General features: G+C 63.8%; 21 protein-coding genes. 9 read left to right on the top strand and 12 right to left on the bottom strand.

Translation table 11 applies throughout. From position 1 onward, the window contains the following. The first annotated feature begins 11 nt into the window (after nucleotides 1-11). Together PGN16_RS02105 and PGN16_RS02110 are read left to right on the top strand one after the other, a co-directional pair. Entirely contained in the window at nucleotides 12-140 is a 129-nt protein-coding gene (locus PGN16_RS02105) for a hypothetical protein (protein ID WP_335307756.1), read from the top strand. A 184-nt stretch (nucleotides 141-324) separates the two neighbouring features. Next, nucleotides 325-768 carry an HNH endonuclease gene (locus PGN16_RS02110; RefSeq protein ID WP_335307757.1) on the top strand — a complete coding sequence of 148 codons (444 nt, stop codon included), beginning with the start codon at nucleotides 325-327 and terminating at the stop codon, nucleotides 766-768. A 391-nt stretch (nucleotides 769-1,159) separates the two neighbouring features. Here PGN16_RS02110 and PGN16_RS02115 read toward each other — a convergent pair whose 3' ends face one another. Beyond that, entirely contained in the window at nucleotides 1,160-1,441 is a 282-nt protein-coding gene (locus PGN16_RS02115) for a hypothetical protein (protein ID WP_335307758.1), read from the bottom strand. A 665-nt stretch (nucleotides 1,442-2,106) separates the two neighbouring features. On the opposite strand from PGN16_RS02115, the gene PGN16_RS02120 reads away from it, so the two are divergent. The 3 genes from PGN16_RS02120 (at nucleotide 2,107) to PGN16_RS20175 (ending at nucleotide 4,605) form a co-directional block, all read left to right on the top strand. Then, nucleotides 2,107-3,573: a 5'-methylthioadenosine/S-adenosylhomocysteine nucleosidase family protein gene (locus PGN16_RS02120; protein WP_335307759.1), complete on the top strand. Its 1,467-nt coding sequence runs from the start codon at nucleotides 2,107-2,109 to the stop codon at nucleotides 3,571-3,573. Between the two features lie 30 nt (nucleotides 3,574-3,603). Then, nucleotides 3,604-4,083 (top strand): toll/interleukin-1 receptor domain-containing protein, encoded by a 480-nt coding sequence (locus PGN16_RS02125; RefSeq protein WP_335307760.1) that lies wholly within the window; start codon nucleotides 3,604-3,606, stop codon nucleotides 4,081-4,083. Nucleotides 4,084-4,260: 177 nt separating this feature from the next. Continuing rightward, nucleotides 4,261-4,605 carry an ATP-binding protein gene (locus tag PGN16_RS20175; protein ID WP_443019564.1) on the top strand — a complete coding sequence of 115 codons (345 nt, stop codon included), beginning with the start codon at nucleotides 4,261-4,263 and terminating at the stop codon, nucleotides 4,603-4,605. A 53-nt stretch (nucleotides 4,606-4,658) separates the two neighbouring features. Here the strand turns inward: PGN16_RS20175 and PGN16_RS02130 are convergent, their stop codons facing one another. The 11 genes from PGN16_RS02130 to PGN16_RS02180 form a co-directional block, all read right to left on the bottom strand. After that, on the bottom strand, nucleotides 4,659-5,243 hold the full coding sequence (locus PGN16_RS02130; protein ID WP_335307761.1) for a response regulator transcription factor: 585 nt from the start codon (nucleotides 5,241-5,243) through the stop codon (nucleotides 4,659-4,661). 153 nt (nucleotides 5,244-5,396) lie between these two features. Then, a complete protein-coding gene (locus PGN16_RS02135; RefSeq protein ID WP_335307762.1) occupies nucleotides 5,397-6,386 on the bottom strand; it encodes an aldo/keto reductase in 990 nt (329 codons plus the stop codon). A 2-nt stretch (nucleotides 6,387-6,388) separates the two neighbouring features. Continuing rightward, nucleotides 6,389-6,616, bottom strand: a complete 228-nt coding sequence (locus tag PGN16_RS02140; protein ID WP_335307763.1) for a hypothetical protein — start codon at nucleotides 6,614-6,616, stop codon at nucleotides 6,389-6,391. Between the two features lie 41 nt (nucleotides 6,617-6,657). Continuing rightward, nucleotides 6,658-7,146 (bottom strand): (R)-mandelonitrile lyase, encoded by a 489-nt coding sequence (locus PGN16_RS02145; protein WP_335307764.1) that lies wholly within the window; start codon nucleotides 7,144-7,146, stop codon nucleotides 6,658-6,660. Next, the gene (locus PGN16_RS02150) at nucleotides 7,146-8,369 is read right to left on the bottom strand and encodes an MFS transporter (RefSeq protein WP_335307765.1); all 1,224 of its coding nucleotides are present in this window, start codon (nucleotides 8,367-8,369) and stop codon (nucleotides 7,146-7,148) included. Before PGN16_RS02150 ends, PGN16_RS02145 begins: the two co-directional genes overlap by 1 nt. 130 nt (nucleotides 8,370-8,499) lie before the next feature. Further along, nucleotides 8,500-9,408, bottom strand: a complete 909-nt coding sequence (locus PGN16_RS02155; RefSeq protein WP_335307766.1) for a LysR family transcriptional regulator — start codon at nucleotides 9,406-9,408, stop codon at nucleotides 8,500-8,502. A 287-nt stretch (nucleotides 9,409-9,695) separates the two neighbouring features. Next, nucleotides 9,696-10,457, bottom strand: coding sequence for an SDR family NAD(P)-dependent oxidoreductase (locus tag PGN16_RS02160; protein WP_335307767.1), 762 nt, complete (start codon nucleotides 10,455-10,457; stop codon nucleotides 9,696-9,698). A gap of 82 nt (nucleotides 10,458-10,539) precedes the next feature. Then, nucleotides 10,540-11,625 carry a catalase family protein gene (locus PGN16_RS02165; protein WP_335307768.1) on the bottom strand — a complete coding sequence of 362 codons (1,086 nt, stop codon included), beginning with the start codon at nucleotides 11,623-11,625 and terminating at the stop codon, nucleotides 10,540-10,542. A gap of 11 nt (nucleotides 11,626-11,636) precedes the next feature. After that, on the bottom strand, nucleotides 11,637-13,667 hold the full coding sequence (locus PGN16_RS02170; RefSeq protein ID WP_335307769.1) for an L-dopachrome tautomerase-related protein: 2,031 nt from the start codon (nucleotides 13,665-13,667) through the stop codon (nucleotides 11,637-11,639). Nucleotides 13,668-13,839: 172 nt separating this feature from the next. After that, nucleotides 13,840-14,922, bottom strand: coding sequence for a catalase family protein (locus tag PGN16_RS02175; protein ID WP_335307770.1), 1,083 nt, complete (start codon nucleotides 14,920-14,922; stop codon nucleotides 13,840-13,842). Nucleotides 14,923-14,982: 60 nt separating this feature from the next. Then, complete coding sequence (locus PGN16_RS02180; protein ID WP_335307771.1) at nucleotides 14,983-16,074, bottom strand: alpha/beta hydrolase; 1,092 nt, start codon at nucleotides 16,072-16,074, stop codon at nucleotides 14,983-14,985. Between the two features lie 117 nt (nucleotides 16,075-16,191). On the opposite strand from PGN16_RS02180, the gene PGN16_RS02185 reads away from it, so the two are divergent. The 4 genes from PGN16_RS02185 (at nucleotide 16,192) to PGN16_RS02195 (ending at nucleotide 18,078) form a co-directional block, all read left to right on the top strand. After that, nucleotides 16,192-16,824 (top strand): Crp/Fnr family transcriptional regulator, encoded by a 633-nt coding sequence (locus PGN16_RS02185; protein ID WP_335307772.1) that lies wholly within the window; start codon nucleotides 16,192-16,194, stop codon nucleotides 16,822-16,824. Then, nucleotides 16,751-16,957 (top strand): helix-turn-helix domain-containing protein, encoded by a 207-nt coding sequence (locus PGN16_RS20180; RefSeq protein ID WP_443019565.1) that lies wholly within the window; start codon nucleotides 16,751-16,753, stop codon nucleotides 16,955-16,957. The genes PGN16_RS02185 and PGN16_RS20180 overlap by 74 nt, the downstream gene beginning before the upstream one ends. 465 nt (nucleotides 16,958-17,422) lie before the next feature. After that, nucleotides 17,423-17,785, top strand: coding sequence for a hypothetical protein (locus PGN16_RS02190; RefSeq protein WP_335307773.1), 363 nt, complete (start codon nucleotides 17,423-17,425; stop codon nucleotides 17,783-17,785). Further along, nucleotides 17,785-18,078 carry a hypothetical protein gene (locus tag PGN16_RS02195; RefSeq protein ID WP_335307774.1) on the top strand — a complete coding sequence of 98 codons (294 nt, stop codon included), beginning with the start codon at nucleotides 17,785-17,787 and terminating at the stop codon, nucleotides 18,076-18,078. Before PGN16_RS02190 ends, PGN16_RS02195 begins: the two co-directional genes overlap by 1 nt. The last annotated feature ends 22 nt before the right edge of the window (nucleotides 18,079-18,100 follow it).

Raw genomic sequence — 18,100 nt, forward strand, 5'->3', positions numbered from 1 at the left:
GAGCGGTAGATGTGCTCGACGAGGGCATCCATGTCCGCTCCGTCGGCTCCGAAGAGCGGATGAAGGAAGTCGCCGTTCACCAGCGATCCGTCGGCAGGCCATGCGAAGGGAAGACGCCGGAAGTGGTCGTCGAAGCCTGAATGGTCGGAGCACAGCGCCTCAAGCGCCGTCTGGAGTACGGAAGGTGAAATGGCGGGGACGCTCATCGTCGGCACAGTGTAACAATCGCGAGATGGAAGGCCAGACCAATCAGACGTTCAATATTTCGGGCCAAGGTGTCGTTTTCGAACGGTTTGTTTATGGGGCCGCGGATAGCGAGGTCGCATGAGGATACCGCCGCCGACACCGCCCCAGCTGGCGCCGGCCCACCCGCTGGATGAAAGGCCCAACAATCTCCTGCGATATGTCAAGACGGATGCGGCAGGTACGCATCTGTATCGGGTCTACAACGAAAACGGCGATGTCCTGAAGCCGGAGGCGGGCCCCTACGTCGCCCTCGGAGAAGCCCAGAAGGCACATCCAGCCGGATGCTGGTATTGCGAAAGCTCGGATCAGCCTTTCGAATGGCATCGCGACCACGTCATCGCCTCGTTCCATGGCGGTCGCAACGAGTTGCATAATTTCGTCATCGCGTGCGCGGACCACAACACGAAGAAGGGCGCGACCTTGATCGTGGAGTTCGACGTCGCAGCAGCGCGGCGGTACATGGAGGCGCTACATGCGCACGTCGCCCTGGTCGCCCGAACTTTCACAGCGCTCCGACCTTGATCGCCCTGCGTCGTCGCCCATCATGGGCCCTCGACGTCCACCACTTCGCACACTCTGCCTCCTGATCGAGTCCAAAGGCGCGCTGGCCGTCGCATGCCCCTGCATCTGACGCATCTCGGCGGCGATAGCGACGTCGATCTCGATGTCGGAGAGAAGGAGAGAAGTGGTATGGAGCGCCGCTTAGGCGCGCGCCCCGGTCGGCCCTTGAACCGCCCCCTAATCGGTTCGGATCGTGATGTTCCGGATCACATCGGCCGGGGGAAGGGCATGACGTCTTCTACCCATCCCAGCGGATGGTTCGGTATGCTCGCTCTATCGATCCGAGCCGTAGTATCGAAGGGCCTGTTCCGCGGTGACGTAAGCATTTTGAATATCAGCCTCCAAGCGGGCTTCATCTCGCTTGGTTGGGTCCCTGTACCCCCGCAGTGGCTATAGCGGCGGCGCGGAGTCGCGTACTCCTCCATCCCAAGAACATGCGGACTGCGATCCGGCCCTTGGCGGCGATCACGTCCTTGCGTGCCTGCGCACTGGCGGCCTCTGCGCCCGAGAGCTCGAACGCCATCTCCTCGCGGCGACGGAGCAGTTCCCCGAGCAGCGCCTCGCGGTCTTCGGCCTCGTCCAGCTCGCTTCCGATCTCTTCAAGGGCCGCCTTGAGCTCTTCCGCGCTGATCACCTCGTCGTCCCTGCTACTCACTTGGTCCCGATGCGGTGTGGAGCACTGAGTGGATGTTTGCGAGTGGATTGTCAGCCTCGACACAGCCGTTCGGTATGTCGGCCTGGGTGCCGCGACGCCAAGCCTCGTCGACCGGCACCTTAACGAATGCCCGAACTTGGGAAGCGCTCAACGTCAGCTAAGTGTCGGCTTCGGGGTCCTGCCTTCGGCAGCTGTCGACCACCTTAAGCCGCTCTTCGGCGCACGTGTGAATAGCCGCTCCCACCGGATAACCGCCATTCCGTTGCGTTCGGAGGCTCGGTAGCAACGCGCCAACTCCGATTGAATGGCGGGTGCGGTCCCCGTCGCGATCAAGCCGCTCAGGACGGAACCGCAGCTCATTAGTAGCCTCGACTTCTCGTTGGTAGATGCACGAATCTGCGTGACCAATCACCTAGACTCGAGCGTCATTCGTTGCCGAACGCCGTTACGCAATTGAACGTGGAAACAGATCTCTTGGGGGGATGGGCGTCCACCGATAAACGGGCCACATAGTCATGCATGGTCGTCTATAGCGCGCGTTAGGGACGATTTGACCCGGGGTCCCGCTTGTTCTTTGTGAGGCGCGAAGGTGAGGTGGCGATTTCGCTAGTTCGAGACGAGCCGCGCCGGTATCTGGAATAGCCATGGAAGATTGCGTTGACATTCTGCTCTATGTGGCTCTCAGCGAAGAAGTCGACTCCGTGCTGGATCTGCTCGGAACGGGTTTTTCGCCGCAGGAGTTCGACGACGTCGCGCTGACGGGCTTCTTTGGATCCCTGCCCGCTCCGGCGCTGAAGCGCGACTTCAAGATTGCAGTCGTTCCCGCAGGGAAGATGGGAAACACGCACGCGGCCAACGTGGTCTCGCTGCTGATCGAGAAGCTCAAACCTGCCGACGTGGTCGTCATCGGTATTGCTGGTTCTTTGTCGAACGATATGGAGCCGGGCGACGTCTTCATTCCCGACAGCGTCAACGAATATCTCGCGAATGCGGCAGCGACCGGCGAGAATGGTCAGTGGGTTTTCACGACCTCAACCAACCATTTTCAGACCTCGGTGCGCTTGCTGAATCGTTTTCAGGTCTTCGCTCATACCCACAAAGCGCAACACCAAGCCTGGGAGGTTGACGCGCGCAACCTCCGGAGTGCGCTCATTTCGAGGGCGACCGAGGACGCGCTCGCGGCTGCCGAACTGAACATGCGGGGAAGCTGCAAGCTCTTCGCAGGCGACGACCGGAAATTAGCGAGTGGTCCCGCCGTCGGCAAAGGCAAGGCCTTCGTTGATTGGCTCACTCGAGAGGTCGACCGGAAGGTTGCGGCGATCGAGATGGAGTCTGCCGGCGTGTATGATGCCGCGCTTCTTAGAACACCGGCACCGCGGACCGTTGCGATCCGCGGCGTCTCGGACTTCGCGGACGCCCGAAAGGAAAAGATCGAGACGACCGCCAAGGGCCTGTTTCGGGCGCTGTCCGCCAAGAATGCAGTGGCGCTGTTCATCCGGGCGGTCGAGGCGGGCATTTTCTCTGATACGGCCGGGACTGCGGCACAGACTTCAGCTCAGCCACGGCTCGACCAGCTCGATGCTCGTGTAAAGTCGGTCTTTGTCATAGGCGGGCAGACTGGCGAGACCGCGGATGCGGATGCGGAGCTACCCCGCTTGCACCAAGCCTCATTGAGGCTGGGTACAGCCCTCGCTAAAGCGGGCGCGCAGCTCGTCGTCTGTAGCCCGTTTCCGGACTCGGCCGACTATTACACCGCCATGGGATACGCGGACGCGAGGGCCGGTGGGGTTATTCACTTTCACTGCCCCGCGAACCCGAAGGTCGATGAAAAGCGCCAGCTGCTTCGGCAAACCTTGGGTCGGCCGAACCTCGTTATCCAGGATTGGAATTACCCTGGTCCGGAAAAGGATGACGGAGATTCGTGGTTTCAAGCTTGGTTGCTGGCTCAGCTCCAAGCGCTTGAGCGCGCCGACATTGTAGTGGCTCTCGGCGGAAAGGTTTCGAAAACCGCGAACACACTTCTTCATCTCGCGGAAGCAAAGGGTCTGCCGATCGTTCCTTTCGCTTTTCTCGGGGGCGCGGCTCTCCGCGCGTTTCGACGGCGTGATTGAGCTCGTCTTCACCCAGGCTTCGACGTGTCGATGCTTAACGATGCCGAAGGGGTCGAGAGGACCGTCGAGATCGTCAATCGGCTTACGGTCGATCGAGTACTGCAGTCGACAAGCGGTGGCGGCCGACCGAAGACGATCTTCGTCAGCGTCGCACGGCAGGATGCTTCCTATGCCTCGGCTATCGCGGGCATCCTCAAAGGCCGGGGTCTTGAGGTCATCTTTGGGGACAACGAGATCGGACCAGACCGGATGGTGCCGGCCTCGATCGAACAGGCGATTGGCCGTAGCGATACCTTCGTCATAATGTGGAGCCGCTCCTACGCACAGAGTCCTTGGTGCTATGACGAACTCGATATTGCGCTCAGTCGAGAGGCGCTTGGCAAAACGAAGGTGTGGCTGTTCAATCTCGACGATTCACCGATCGTGCCCGCCCAGGCGCGGAAGCTCCCGGCCGTGTCGGTTCGAAACGTTCACAGCCTCCAAAGTGCGATTGCTGACCTGCTAAGCTAGGCGTTCGATCATCCGATTTGGCAGTGAACGGGACGCCTTTGCAAGGTGAACGAACGGCAGAAATCCGGAAATGGCAAGGCCATGCTGAATGACCGGAAGTGGGTCGTTGGGCGAGAAGTGCTGGTCGAGCGCTAGGGGTGGGCATCAGCCGCGATGGCGAGGCAGTGCTAGTTTCCATTGGATACCTGCACCGCGAAGGGCAAAGCCGACGACGGAAGCGATCACCGATGCCCAACTACACTCGCTCTCGTAGTAAACGAGCTGACCACGAACGCGATCAAGCATGCATTTCGGGAGGGCGGTTCGGGGATCATACGGGTAATGATCAGTAGAACTGGCGCTGGCGATCTGGTCATCATCGTGGAAGACGATGGAGTGCCGTTTGCCGGGGCGGTGGATAGCAACACGGGACTGGGTATGGGGCTGTCGAAGCGGTTGATGGCCTCCATCGGTGGGCTTTTCATCCCGCCCCCACCAGGATCGAAGGCGTTCGAGCTACGGATGCCAATTATCTCATATTGAGAAAAGGTATCAGAGCGCGTCTGGCCCAAAGAAGCATACGCCGTCCGGGCTTATCAGTAAGGGGCAGGCTCACCCTGCGAGGTCGGCACAATCCCCGCAGCTAGCGCGATCTGCAGCAGTTCGCTCAATGTCCGGGCGTTGACACGGTTCATAACCTGCGCGCGGTGCAATTCGACGGTCCGCCGGCTGATCCCGAGCTTCTGCCCGATGACCTTGTTGGTGCCCCCGTCCACAAGACCGACCAGAACTTCGCGCTCGCGCGGTGACAGGCGTGCGACGCGGGCACCGGCGTTCTCGTCGCGCGTTGGCGGACGCATCGCACCGTGGCATTCGGTCATCGCGATCTCGAGTGCGGTGTGGAAGGCGGCATCGTCCGTGACGGCAACATAGTCCAGGGCGCCGGCCTTCATGGCAGCGACGCCCGCGGCGGCACTCATAGCGGGTGCATCCAGCACGATCGTAGGCAGCGTGATCGAGCGCGCTTTCAGTTCGCGGGGTATGGCCAAGCCATCGTCCTTGCTCTTGCGGACGTCCACAAGCACGCAACCAGGCGAGAGGACCGCGGCGATGTCGAGAATGGCGGAAGCATCGTCGAAGGTGCGCACGCGATAGCCGAGGCTCCGGACGAAGCCGGCCAACTTGCGAACCGCACCCGCCTGGGCTCCAACGATATAGGCTTGTCGAACGTCCTCGCGCGTCAGGTCCTCAGTGATGCCGCCGATCCGGGTGATCGACCGGCCACACGTGCTGCGCGAGATGATCTTCGTCTGGCCGTCGCTTCTTTTCGCACGTCACCAAGCGTAAGCGACGGGTGCCTCACCGCCCGGCCCGGGCCAGATCTCGTCCAACTTCGCGAGCGTCTCTTCGGCGAGCTTTACCTCCGGCGCCTTGAGGTTGGCCCGAAGCTGCTCGACGGTACGCGGGCCGCTGATCGCCGCCGTGACGACCGGATTGTGGAGCAGCCAAGCGAGCGCCACGTTGGCCGGAGTTTCCCCGATCTGGTCGCACAGGCTCTCATAGGCTTCGAGCTGCGAACGCTTGGCCTCGATCTGCTGCTGCAACGCTGGCGAGCCGCGGCGCCCCCCCTCGGCCTTCTTTAGGACGCCGCCGAGCAGGCCCATGCCGATCGGGCTCCACGGGATCAGACCGATGCCGAAGTGGCGAAGCGCCGGGATCACCTCCAGCTCGACCGTGCGCTGGGTGAGGTTGTAAAGGCTCTGCTCGGAAGCGAGGCCGAGACCGTTCCGGTGGGCGGCCGTCATCTGCGCCGTCGCGATATCCCACCCGGCGAAGTTGCTCGAGCCGACATAGGTGATTTTCCCCTCGCGGATGAGCTGCTCCATCGCCTGCCACACCTCTTCCCAAGGAGTCGCCCGGTCGACGTGGTGCATCTGGTAGAGGTCGATGTGATCGGTCTGCAGCCGCTTCAGGCTCGCCTCGCAGGCGCGGCGGATATGGTAGGCGGACAGGTACTTGTCGTTTGGCCCGGTCTCCATCGGCTGGTAGACCTTGGTCGCGAGCGCGATGCGATCGCGCCGGCCGCCGCCCTGCGCTAACCAGCGACCGATGATCTCCTCCGAGATGCCGTAGCCCTTCGCCCTGTCCGGCTTCTGCGGGCCGCCATAGACGTCGGCGGTGTCGAATATGTTGATGCCGGCGTCGAGCGCCTCGTCCATGATCACGAAGCTGGTGGCTTCGTCGGTTAGCTCGCCGAAGTTCATCGTGCCGAGCACGAGGCGGCTGACCCGAAGGCCGGTCCGGCCGAGATGGGTATAGTCCATGTTCACTTCTCCATGATTGCAGGCTCGGCCTGTCGTTTCGCGCCCGGGTCGTAGCCCGGCAGCTTGGTGAGCTCGGCCCAGCGGTCCTGGATGTCGGGGCCGTAGACGCGGGCGGACCATTCGCCCGCCGGCACCTCCTCGAACCTGACCGACACGGCGTCGTTGCCGTAGCCGAGGGTGTCGGTGACGCCGCGGACGATGGCGTCGGACAGCGCGCTTCTGCGCCGCACTCTTCCCCGGCCAGAGCTTGACGATCACGTGCGGTACGGGGTCACTCCTTGCCGAGCGGGGCGAGGTACTCCTCGTCCGTCACCTTCTCCATCCAGGTGACTGGCGAGCCGTTCACCGTCTCCTGAATGGCGATGTGGGTCATGGCTTCGTGCGGCGTGGCACCATGCCAGTGCTTCCGATCGGCCGGGCACCACAGCACGTCGCCGGCGTGGAACTCGAGCTTGGGGCCGCCCGCGACCTGGGTCCAGCCGACGCCGTCGGTGACGATCAGCGTCTGGCCGGCGGGATGAGCGTGCCAGGCGGTGCGCGCGCCCGGCTCGAACCGGGCGATCGCGCCGCTGACGCGCGACGGGTCGGGTCGCTGGAACTGGCCGGTGATGGTGACCTTTCCGGTGAAATAGTCGGCGGTCCCGTCAACCGTCTGCATGTCGGCCTTGCGGGTGATCTCCATGACGTCGGTCCTCTGGTAGATGGGAGCGGGCGTGGAACTGTCGGCAGCCGTCAGCGCGAGAACTGCGAGCAGGAGCATCACGGGGTCTCTCCAGGTGTGGTCGCCACAACCCGGCCGTCCAGCACCGCCAGCAGCGCGGCCACGGCGAGCACGGCCGCGCTGGCAAGGAAGGTCGCGCGATGGCCGCCGGCGTCGAACAGCAGACCTCCGCCTGCCGCACCCGCCGTGACGGCGAGCTGGACTACTGCGACCAGCATTCCGCCGCCTGCCTCTGCGTCGTCTGGGAAACGGCGCGCGACCCAGGTCCACCAGGCCACCGGCGCGCCGGTGCCGACCACGCCCCACAAGGTGAGCAGGATCGCAGTGGGGAGAGCGAAGGTACCCAGCGCTACCAATGCGCAGGCGAGGACGGCGAGCACGGCGGGCGCGAGGATCAACGTAGCCGACAGGCTACGCGCCGCGAGGCGGCCGAACAGCCAGGTACCGGCGAGGCCGCCCGCACCCATCAGCAGCAGGACGAGCGATAGAGTGGAGACGCCGAGGTGCGTCGTGCTCTCCAGGAATGGCCGCACATAGGTGAACAGCGCGAACTGCCCGGCGAACAGCAGCGCCACCGCCGCGGCGCCGATCCGCGCGGTCGGGCGGCGCAGCACGCCCAGCGCGCTCGCTCCGTCGGACGCGCGGTCCGACGGCATCGTCGGCAGCGTCAGCCACTGCCACGCGAAGGTGATCGCGGCGAGCGGCACCACGACGAAGAACGCGCCGCGCCAGCCGATATACTGTCCGAGAAAGCTGCCGAGCGGCGCCGCGATCGTGGTGGCGAGTGCGTTGCCGCCATTGAGGAAGCCGAGCGCGCGCGGCACTTGGTCCTCAGGCACCAGCCGCATGACCGTGGCGGCCGACATTGACCAGAAGCCGCCGATGACGACGCCGATCAAGGCGCGGCCGGTCATGAACACGAGGTAGTTGGGAGCGAGCGCGACCGTCAGGCCCGATGCGAGCATGACGAGGGTAAGGCCGAGCAGCAGCGTGCGGCGGTCGATGCCGCGGGTGAGCGTCGCGATCGACAGACTGGTCAGCACCGCAAACAGGCCGGAGATGGCGATCGCCTGGCCAGCTGCGCCCTCCGTCAGGTGGAGGCCGGACGCGATCGGGGTAAGGAGGCTGACCGGCATGAACTCCGATGCGATCAGCGTCGACACGCACAGCGTCAACGCGAAGACCGCGCTCCAGCCTTGGGTCGCTGCGGCGGGATGCGCCGCAGGTGCGCTTGCGGGTTGGGAGATGGCCTTGGTCGCCATGGGTCGCTCCGTGATCGGGTGCCACGGGCAGGGCCCGTGTTGGATAACCCCGATGTAGGCCGCGTGGAGCGCCGCTATTATCCCCGATCGGTGCGATGCGGCGGTGAGCCGCGTTCAACGATCGCGTGGGCTACAGGCCGAGCGGCTGCATCTCCCGGATCAGATCGATCAACAGGCGCAGCCCCGTCGGGAGCTGGCGCCGACCGGGGTAGTAGATATGGAAGCCCGCACCCAGCGCCGCCCAGTCGCCCAGCACCAGGCGCAGCCGGCCGTCCGCCACCAGCGGCGCTACTATGGGCTCGGGCAGATAGGCCAACGCCGCCCCGCCGATTGCTAGCATCAGCGCGAATTGGGTCTCGTCGAGCGTGATCGCGCCGGGCACGTCCACCGCGATCTCCTCGCCATCGCGCTCGAACTCCCAATGGTAGGTGCTGCCGTCGCCGAGCCGCAGCCGCAGGCAGCGGTGGGCGGCGAGGTCACGCGGGTGCGACGGTGCGCCGTGCTGCTCGAGGTAGGCGGGTGAGCCCACCACTACCCAGCGCACATCGGCGGACAGGCGCTGCGCCACCATATCCTCCGGCACCGTCCCGCCCCAACGTATGCCAGCGTCGGCGCCGTGCGCCACGACGTCGACGAGGTGGTTGGAGGTGGCTACGTCGATCTCAATGCCGGGGTAACGGTTCACGAACACCGGCAGCACGGGAGCGAGCAGCAGCGCGCTCGCCTGGTCCATGATGTTGAGGCGGATGCGGCCGGCGGGCTCGTCGCGGTAGCGGCCGAGCTGCTCCATCGCATCGTCGATCGCGTCGAACGGTCCGGTCAGAGACGCACGCAGCTCCTCGCCCGCCACAGTCAGCGTGACGCTGCGGCTGGTGCGATTGAGCAGCCGAACACCGATCCGTGCCTCAAGTCCCTTAAGCGAATGGCTGAGTGCGGAGGCGCTGACCCCCAGCTCCAGCCCGGCCCGTCGAAAGCTACGGTGACGCGCCAAAGCCAAGAAGTAGGCGATGTCCGCGAGGTTGGCTCGGCCGGTCGGCATAGTGGGATACTGACGGTGAAACGCAATTAGCGCAAATCGCGAAAGGTTCACTCCAAAAGCACGGCCACCCGCGACCGCCTGTCGGAAGCGGTCAATTCACTTGATCTTGGAGATGAACGCCCGGCAGTTTTTGGAAGGCGCAAAGTCAGCCGCGAATGGCTGAAAGTGGGTCAAAATTGCTGCGACGGACTCCATCGGCTTGAGCAATTTGGCTGAGGTAAATCTGGCACCAGCGGCATAGTCCAATCCCGAATAGCGGGCGGGCGCAAGGGCCCGCCTCACATTCATCATGACAGCGGCGGTTGCCCGTTTGAGGCAGTAAGGCCGCCATCGACCGGCAGGTTCACGCCCGTCACAAAATTCGCATCCTCGCTCGCCAGGAACGCGATCGCCCCCGAGATGTCGGCGGGCTCGGCGCCGCGGCCCAACGGGATGCGTTCCTCGAACTTGGCGATGAGCTCAGGCTGTTCCTTCATGCCCGCGGTCAGCGCGGTGTAGGTGAGCGACGGGTTGACCGCGTTCACGCGGACGCCGTGCTTCGCCTCGTCCATCGCCAGCGCACGGGTGAAGTTGCTCACCGCCCCCTTTGCCGCGCAATAGAAGCTGTGGTTCCAGTCGCCGCCCAGCCCGGACACCGATGAGACGTTGACAATGCAGCCTTTCGACTGGCGCAGATAGGGGATCGCAGCCCGGCTCATGTGAACGACGCCGTATAGGTCGGTCTCGATCACCTTGGTGAATTCGGCGAAGTCGCCCTCGTCGACCTTGCCCAGATGATCGACGCCGGCGTCGTTGACCAGCACGTCGATCCGACTAAAGCGATCGACCGCAGCCTGGACGAGCGCCTCGCATGTCGCGCGGTCCGACACGTCGGTCTCGCGGGTTTCGACTGTGCCGTGCAGCTCGCCCGCCAACTTGTCGAGCGCGGCCTTGTCGATGTCGCCTAACACCAGCGTTGCGCCTTCCTCAGCGAAGCGGCGCGCGGCGCTTTCACCGATCCCCGAGGCGGCACCAGTGATGACGATGACCTTGTTGGAAAAGCGCGCCATTACGCGTTCTCCGCCTGAGCGTCGTGGTTGCCTTCCAGCTTCATGATTGTCCTCTCACTCTGATCAGCACTGGCGTCCCAGCTCAGGCTGGGATGTCCCGGATGTTGCGGGTGTTGGCGGCCGCGATGCCGTTTTCATGATGGCGGAAGTCACTTAGCGCCTGGTAGACCTGCATGCGTGCGCGCATCACGCCGCCCAGCGGGCGATGCACTTCCAGGCTATGGGCCGGGCGGAACGTCATCACCTCGTCGAAGTAGCGGACGCGATCGGGACTATATGCCGACTGCCGCGGCAGTCGGATCGTGGCGACGGTGCGGTACGCGCTTTCGTTCGTCGGCCAGTCGACGGAGGTGTCTTCGATGGGCTGCGTCCCGGCATCGGTCCATAACTGCGCCCGAAGCTCGAACACCGCATCGTTGCCCTCGAAGTAATCGACCGCGGCATGGCGAAAGCCATCCTCATCCTGATGCGGGTCGAGCTGCCAATCGGCGAGCGCCCGCTGCTCGGTTGAAACGGGAAAGGCCCCGATCTTGGCGACATGGTCGCCGAAGCGCACCGGGCACTGGCTGAAATATGCCTCGACCAACGGGTGGCTGAAGGGGTGGCCATAGAAGTCCAGCGTCGGGCTTGGACCCGCGCCGACCGCATCCAGTACCTTGTTGATGTTGCGGGCGACAGAGGCGGCCGCGCTCTTCACGCCCTCGTGCATGGGAACCGCCAAGCCTATCTTCTTGGCTTGCGAGAGAAAACCCGCGGCGGTCCCCGCAGGGAAGGTCGTGCCACTGGCGAGGACGAAGTTCTGCGTCGGTGCATCATGGCCGGGCAGCTTCGCGCCCTCGACGCCGAACACCTTGATCGACATGCCACGATGGGTCGAGACGCGATCGCCGAGCTTTTCACCGGGTCCTTGCGCGAAGCGGACGGCAACATCGAACGCGCCGGGTTCCGCGAATAGGCCCTGTGCGAGTTCGGGCGGCAACCCGGGCGCGACGATGAGCTGGCCGATCACGCAAGCCGTGCTCTTGGCATGGCTCGCCCGCACGGCGTGCCCGTCACGCTTTTCGACCGTCTGGCTCTCCTGGGTCATGCCCTGGATGATGCCGTCGATGTTCTCCTGTTCGTCGGGCTCTGGTGTTTCGATGTCGGGCGAATAGCGCAGGTAGGTCATGGGATGTCCGATCACTTGGCGGGCGCGAAGGAGAACAGTTGCGTCCTGATCGACGGCGGTGCGCCGGGCGTGAACCAGTTCGTGTCCTGGATATGACTGGCGGTGACGTACATCGTCCCGTCGCGCCCTTCGGAAAAGGTGTCGGGCCAGCGCAGGCGGCGATCGGTCAGCACCGTCTCGACGGTCGTGCCGTTCAGCCGCTTGATGGCATAGTCAGTGGGCGAGGTTAGGTAGAGCACGCCTGCCTTGCTCATCCATAGGCCATCAGCGACGTGGGTCTGCGCGACCGTCTTCACAGCTGCCGCCCTGTCGGCCTCACTGATGTCCGACCCCAGCTTGGCGGTGTCGATCGCGTACAGCGTCTTTCCGGTCAGCGCCTGGTAGTACAGCGTCTTGCCGTCTTTGGAGATCGCGATGCCATCGGCGGCGAAGGCTGGCTGGCGGCCATCGGGACGGACGAGCGGCTTGCCGTCGAGCGTGACCTTCACCGTCTTGTCGATCTGCGTCGAGGCGTGCCCGTCGAGCGCGCGGTGGCTCTTGCCGCTTTCCAGGTCGACGACGATGATCGCGCCGCGCGTGCCGCTGTCGGTGATGTAGCCGGTCTTGCCGTCAGGCGAGAAGCGGATGTCGTTGAGGTAGGTGCCCTGCAGGGCGACGTCGCCGGGGACCAGGATCGTCTTCGTCACCGTGTTCGATGCCAGATCGATGCGGACGAGTTTCGGGGCACCTTCGAGGATCTTCTCGTTGCCCGGCGCACCGGGATCCAGCACCCAGAGGTTGCCATGGCCATCGGGGACGATCGACTGCACGCAGACGAAATAGTCGCCGACTGGCAGTTCGTTGGCGCGGGCGTTGCGCCAACTGTTCCACTTGGCGTTGGGATAAGGGCGCAAGCTGCCGTCCTTCATTACCTCGGCAACCGAGATCGGTGCGTCGTCGGTCCAGCGGGGGAAGTTGACGAAACGACGGCCATCCTCGGTCACGGCGACGCCGGTCGCCTGATGGTCGAACTGCGCCACCTGCGTCAGCTGTGCGCTGCGTCCTTGGGCATGGGCGACGCCGGCTGCGGCAGCGGCAACCAGGCCGATGGCGGCAATCCCGGCGGCATAAGGTGCGGCTTTTTTAATGGTCAGGCTCCTGTCGATCGTATCGGTGAGCGCGGCGGGATCGCCGGCGAAGAGGGTAAGGAGGTGGCGCACCACCGCTTGTGGGTTCTCGCGCTGCGGAAAATGGCCGACCCCGGTCATGGTCATGCGCGCGAACGGGCCGGCGAATTTCGAGGGTACGTCTTCAGCAGTCGAGGGCGGATTCACGCCATCGGCATCGCCATGGATGTAGAGCGTCGGCAGCGACAAGGTCTTGGTCGCCTTGACCTTGTCCTCCAGCCAGGCGCTTCGTGGATCGGGTTCCGCTTCGTCCCAGCGTGCACGATAGCTATGGAGCGTCACGTCGACCCAGTCGAGATTGTCGAACGACCGGGCGACACGGTCGAATGTCACCTCGTCGAACCATCCCGGTGGCGACCAATTGACCCAATGCAGATGGGTGAACCCGCGCCGGTCTGCACGTATCGCTTCTGCCCCGCGCGCGGTCGCCATGAACCAGTGATACCATTGCCGCTGAGTCTGCTCGAATGGTGGCGTCGGCATGCCGCCGAGCCGGGGCGGGGTCGACAGCATCGCCATCCGCTCCACCCGATCGGGCCACCCGACCGCAAGCGCCTCGGCGGTGTTCGATCCCCAGTCGTGCCCGGCGACCATGAAGCAGTCGATGCCGAGCGCGTCGAGCAGCGCGATCATGTCGGTCGCCAGCATCGCGCTGTTGCCGGTGCGGGGGATATCGTCGTCAAGGAAGCGGGTGGCGCCGAACCCACGCAACGTAGGGACGATGACGCGGAACCCTTCCGCCGCCAGAGCGGACGCCACCTGATCCCACGTCGACGCATCATCCGGCCAGCCATGGATGAGGAGCAATGGTTGTCCCTGCTCCGCACCGTGAAGCGACACCTCCATGTTGAGGTCGCCAGCGGTAATCATCGGCATTCGTCAGCCTCCTGGCGGTTCAAACCTTTGCGGACGTTTCGTCGGCTCCGCCGCTTCACCTCTGGTGTGCAAACATCGACGCGACGGCGTTCAGAACGACCAAGCGCCCAATTCGCCTCCCAGCCGATCTGCCCACGGTCAGCGTCAAGGGACCGAACGCCACCTTCGCCGGTCAGGCGCGACCGCCAACTGGCTCGTGGTAGGGGCAGCCGTTTACGCGAGCGCGGAAGTCGGCGGAGTGGCGGTAGGTCTCGTTGCGTGCCCGATTGATGTTGCCGAGCGGCTGGTGCGCGGCAAGACCGGTCCAGATAGAGAAGCGCATTTCCTCGTTGATCTGCTGGAACTTGTCCTCAGTTAAACTGTCCTGCTTGGCCGCTCGGATCGTCGCTACGGTCTGGAATGGCGCATCTTCCTGCTTCCACTCGGTGGTGGGGTCCTCGATCGGCTGCTTGTCGAGGTCGCGGCACAGCTGCACACGCAGTTCCCACTCCATATCAAACACCTGCGTCTCGGAGCGGATCACGTCCCGGAGGGCGTCCGGGCGGCCGGCCGCGTCGATCGTGGTGTCGGTCTGATCGGTCAGATCCTTGGACACGGGGAAGACCGCGAATTTGCCGATGTAGTCGCCGTAGCGGAACGGCGTGACGCTGAAGTAGGTCTCTCCGAGCGGATCTGAGTTGGGCGCCCCGCCGAGCGTCTGTACCTTCGGGCTCTCGATACCGACCGCGCTCAGCACAGTGTTCACGCCGCGCAGCACCTTCGACATCGCCTCCTTGGTGCCCTCGAGCTTATCGGTCGTGCCTGCCAGGAGCTTCAGGTTGCCCAGGAACTGGTCTGCGGTCTTGTTCTGGAAGACCGGGCCGTTCACCATGACGAAGTCCTGCGTCTGTCCGTCGGCACCGGGCAGGCGCTCGCCTTCGACGTCTATGACCTTCAGTGCCAGACCACGCGGCAGGCTGATGGTGTCCGGCAGAGTGTCGCCGGCGTTGGTCGAGAAGCGCATGACGATCTTGTGCTCGCCCGGGGTGGCGAACATGCCTTGGGTCAGCTCAGGGGGAAGGCCGTCACGGACGGTGAGCGTCCCCTCGAGGAAGCCGTGCGCTTTGGCGTGGACCGAGCGGACGGCGTGATCATAGTCCTCCGCCGTCTTTTCGAGGATCTTGTCGAACGTCTGGTTGAGCTGCGCGATCGTCTCGGCCTCTTCCGACTTCACGTTCTCGACGTCGGTGGAGTAGCGGACTGGTGCTTGGGTCATGGTCGCAAATCCTATCGAACAGAGGAGGGGCGGCGACCGATAGGCCGCCGCTCCGTGGGCTCAACGCCGGGGCGCGGGCGTCGCGAACGCTGCTCGCAGTCGAGCAACCGCAAGGTCGTTCGCCTGCTTGGCGCCGTTCACGACCTTGGCCATGCCGAAGAACTCATGGGTCACGCCTGGATAAGTCTTGTGCTCGACCTTATCGCCCGCCGCCCGCAGCGCGGCCGCCAACGTCTCGCCATCCGAGCGCAGCGGATCGATCTGCGCGTTGATGATCGTCGTCGGTGGCAGACCACGCAGATCCGCGGCAACCAGGTTCAGGCGCGGATCCTGCGCATCGGCCTTGCTCGTCTGATAGTAATAGCCGAACCACGGCAGCATCGCGGCATTAAGCGGCTTCGCGTTCGCCGAATCCTTACGCGAGGGCAGCGTCATGCTGCTGTTCGCGATCGGATAGACCGAGACGATGTGTCGCGGCAGCGTCAGGCCGTTGTCGCGCGCGTAGATCGCGGTCGCGACCGCAAGGTTGCCGCCGGCGCTTTCGCCTACCGTGGCGATCCGCGCAGGGTCGCCGCCCCAGCTCGCCGCATTCTGCAGCGTCCAGCGATAGGCAGCGGCCGCATCGTCATGCTGCGCCGGAAACTTGAATTCGGGCGCATGGCGGTACTCGACCGACACGACGATCGCGTTGAGCGCCTTGGCCATGGCCCGCGGCGCAGCATCGTAGGTGCCGACATCGGCGATGACCCAACCACCACCATGGTAGTAGACGATGACCGGCATGGGTTTACCACCCGTTGGCGCACCGGCCGGCTTGTAGATGCGGGCGAACTGCTTGGGGTCGCTGCCGTACGGCAGGTCCTGCGTCGTGACCGAGGGATCGGGCGCGGTCGACATCCCCTTCTTCTGCATCGCCGCCTTGGCTCCGTCCGCAGCCGAGGGCTGCATGCGGGCATCCGCAGGCGTGAGCGTCTCGATCGGCTTGCCGCCGAGCGACGCAAGTGCGTCCAAGACCGACTGCATGTCGGGTGCGGCCTTCGGGGGCTGCACGGATGACGCGGGCGGCGGTGGCGGAGGAGGGGCGGTAACCGAGCGTGTCGACTGCGCCAAAGCTGGAACACCTGCGATCACGGTCGACGCAGCGATCAGCATGGAAATGTTTCTGCGCAAATATCCCTCCTGCAACTATCCGTTTCCCAACCATTGGGCGACCTTCAGCGTTTCGGTACGAAAGTAGACCCAAGCGTTTGGGCAGCGAGGTTGTGCAGTATGGGCAGCGGCATGGATGACATGGCTTCGATGGTGGATGGCACGCGCAGGTCAAACGCGCTACCGTTTCAAGGAAATGCCCTGCTACGTCTTTTAGACGAGGCTGACCGCACCGCCCTTGTGCCGCATCTGGAAGTGGTGCCGTTTCGCAACGGCGACATGATCGCGCGCGCCGGCGATACGGCAGACAGCATCTGCTTCCCGTTGACCGGGATCGCTGCGATACTCGACTCGCTCGAGGGCGACCGCCGCTACGCGGTCGCGCTAGTCGGAAGCGAGGGGTTCATCGGTTGGCAGTTGCTACTTGGCAACGAGCGCTGGTCGCATGACGTGGTGATGAGGGCCGAACACGGCACGGCGATGAGGTTGCCGGCCGCAGCATTGCACGGAATACTGATCGAATGTCCGACGATTCGAACCGTCCTGCTCCGCTTCGTCGACGTGGTCATGACCCAGATGTCCAGAACGATCGTCTCGTCGCTCGCGCATTCGATTCGAGCGGCGAATGGCGCGATGGATCCTGCTCTACCACGACCGAGTACGCGAGGACGACATCTGCATGACGCACGAGGAGTTCAGGCTCATGCTCGGTGTCCGTCGCAGCAGCGTAACCGACGCCCTGCACAAGCTTGAAGAGGATGAGGCTGTCCGCTCCGTACGCGGGCGTGTGATCGTGCGTGATAGGGAGCGGCTGCTGAGACTAGCTGGCGACACCTACGGGTTCGCCGAGTCGGAATATCGGCGCCTACTTGGCCTCTCATCCTAGATTTGTGAACGATGGCGCCTCCGGCGACCTCAGTGGCTGCTTGAACAGTCCGCATGGCCATTGGTTCGTCCTCAAACTTGGGTGAGCAGTAGAGATTGAGATGAACGAATGGCCGCAGCTGGGAAGCGATAAATATGTCGCGAATGGCCGGGATTGGGTCCTCGCAGCTCAAAGTCGCCGGTCGGCTCTCGACCAACTCAAGCCGTTCCGGCGAGCGCGTGTGAATGGCCGGCTGTGCCGAAACCCGCCATTCCTTCCCCATTTGGTCCGGCAGCGCCGCCTCTCGGCACGGCGGTCGAACAAGAGGGTCTTTTGCGGGTGCGGAGCCACGATTCCCATCAGAGGAATAGCCCAGATACGATGCAACTCGCCCTTTCCTGGCGATCGATTGGTTAGTAGAAAATCACGACCGAAGGAGAGCGTTATGCAGTCCGACAGCTTGGCGTATGAAGATCCAGACCGACTTTGCTCGATCTTGAGAACCAGATCGCTCGTAACGCAGCTTATGAGTATGATTTAGAAGAAGCCGGAGAATCGCTGCGAGCTCAGTCGCTTTATTGGAACTTAGCTACTGCGTTTTGTTTGTCGGTCGCCGTAGCTCTGGCGGTCGTCGCGTTCGCTCGTCTTCGGTCCGAGTATCCAAGCATCCGAGACTATGTCGGGCTAACGATTTTTACCACAACGATTGCACTGCTATCGGCTGCGGCAGCAGCCTGCTTCGTGCATTTCATGGCTTTGCGGCGGCTCGCAAGCGAAGCGTTCCGGATCAATCGCATCAACAGGCACATGGTCACGGATGCGCGCGAGTTCATGGAAAAGCTCCGCTGATGCCGACGATCCGCTCCAAGATCGTCGACCTCGTCGGCGTAGCCGGCAAGGCCGAAAAGACCCTCAAGACAATCTCCCGCGCGTCGACAAACGCCACCAAGCTGCGAACGGGCGCCATTTATGGTTCACTAGGCTTTGGAGTTGGCGCTGGCGGCACTTTCGCGGCGCTCGCCGCAGCATCTACACTCATCTATGCCCCATTCGCCGTACCGCTCGTCGGCATGCCTGCCGCGACTTGCTTGCGGAAAGAATGTTGGGTCGTGCGGACATCGTCGAATGGGCGCCTGTCCTGATTTCGGCGCAGGACGATCCGAC

The sequence above is a fragment of the Sphingomonas phyllosphaerae genome, from assembly GCF_036946485.1.
Classification (GTDB): Bacteria; Pseudomonadota; Alphaproteobacteria; order Sphingomonadales; family Sphingomonadaceae; genus Sphingomonas; species Sphingomonas phyllosphaerae_E.

Bases quoted from the DNA above. Each gene is read 5' to 3' on its own strand.
- PGN16_RS20180 (WP_443019565.1), top strand. From the start codon at position 16,751: ATGACGCACGAGGAGTTCAGGCTCATGCTCGGTGTCCGTCGCAGCAGC.
- PGN16_RS02120 (WP_335307759.1), top strand. From the start codon at position 2,107: ATGGAAGATTGCGTTGACATTCTGCTCTATGTGGCTCTCAGCGAAGAA.
- PGN16_RS02185 (WP_335307772.1), top strand. From the start codon at position 16,192: ATGGGCAGCGGCATGGATGACATGGCTTCGATGGTGGATGGCACGCGC.
- PGN16_RS02175 (WP_335307770.1), bottom strand. From the start codon at position 14,922: ATGACCCAAGCACCAGTCCGCTACTCCACCGACGTCGAGAACGTGAAG.
- PGN16_RS02135 (WP_335307762.1), bottom strand. From the start codon at position 6,386: ATGGACTATACCCATCTCGGCCGGACCGGCCTTCGGGTCAGCCGCCTC.
- PGN16_RS02150 (WP_335307765.1), bottom strand. From the start codon at position 8,369: ATGGCGACCAAGGCCATCTCCCAACCCGCAAGCGCACCTGCGGCGCAT.
- PGN16_RS02125 (WP_335307760.1), top strand. From the start codon at position 3,604: ATGCTTAACGATGCCGAAGGGGTCGAGAGGACCGTCGAGATCGTCAAT.
- PGN16_RS02180 (WP_335307771.1), bottom strand. From the start codon at position 16,074: ATGCTGATCGCTGCGTCGACCGTGATCGCAGGTGTTCCAGCTTTGGCG.
- PGN16_RS02195 (WP_335307774.1), top strand. From the start codon at position 17,785: ATGCCGACGATCCGCTCCAAGATCGTCGACCTCGTCGGCGTAGCCGGC.
- PGN16_RS02145 (WP_335307764.1), bottom strand. From the start codon at position 7,146: ATGCTCCTGCTCGCAGTTCTCGCGCTGACGGCTGCCGACAGTTCCACG.
- PGN16_RS02170 (WP_335307769.1), bottom strand. From the start codon at position 13,667: ATGCCGATGATTACCGCTGGCGACCTCAACATGGAGGTGTCGCTTCAC.
- PGN16_RS02160 (WP_335307767.1), bottom strand. From the start codon at position 10,457: ATGGCGCGCTTTTCCAACAAGGTCATCGTCATCACTGGTGCCGCCTCG.
- PGN16_RS02110 (WP_335307757.1), top strand. From the start codon at position 325: ATGAGGATACCGCCGCCGACACCGCCCCAGCTGGCGCCGGCCCACCCG.
- PGN16_RS02155 (WP_335307766.1), bottom strand. From the start codon at position 9,408: ATGCCGACCGGCCGAGCCAACCTCGCGGACATCGCCTACTTCTTGGCT.
- PGN16_RS02165 (WP_335307768.1), bottom strand. From the start codon at position 11,625: ATGACCTACCTGCGCTATTCGCCCGACATCGAAACACCAGAGCCCGAC.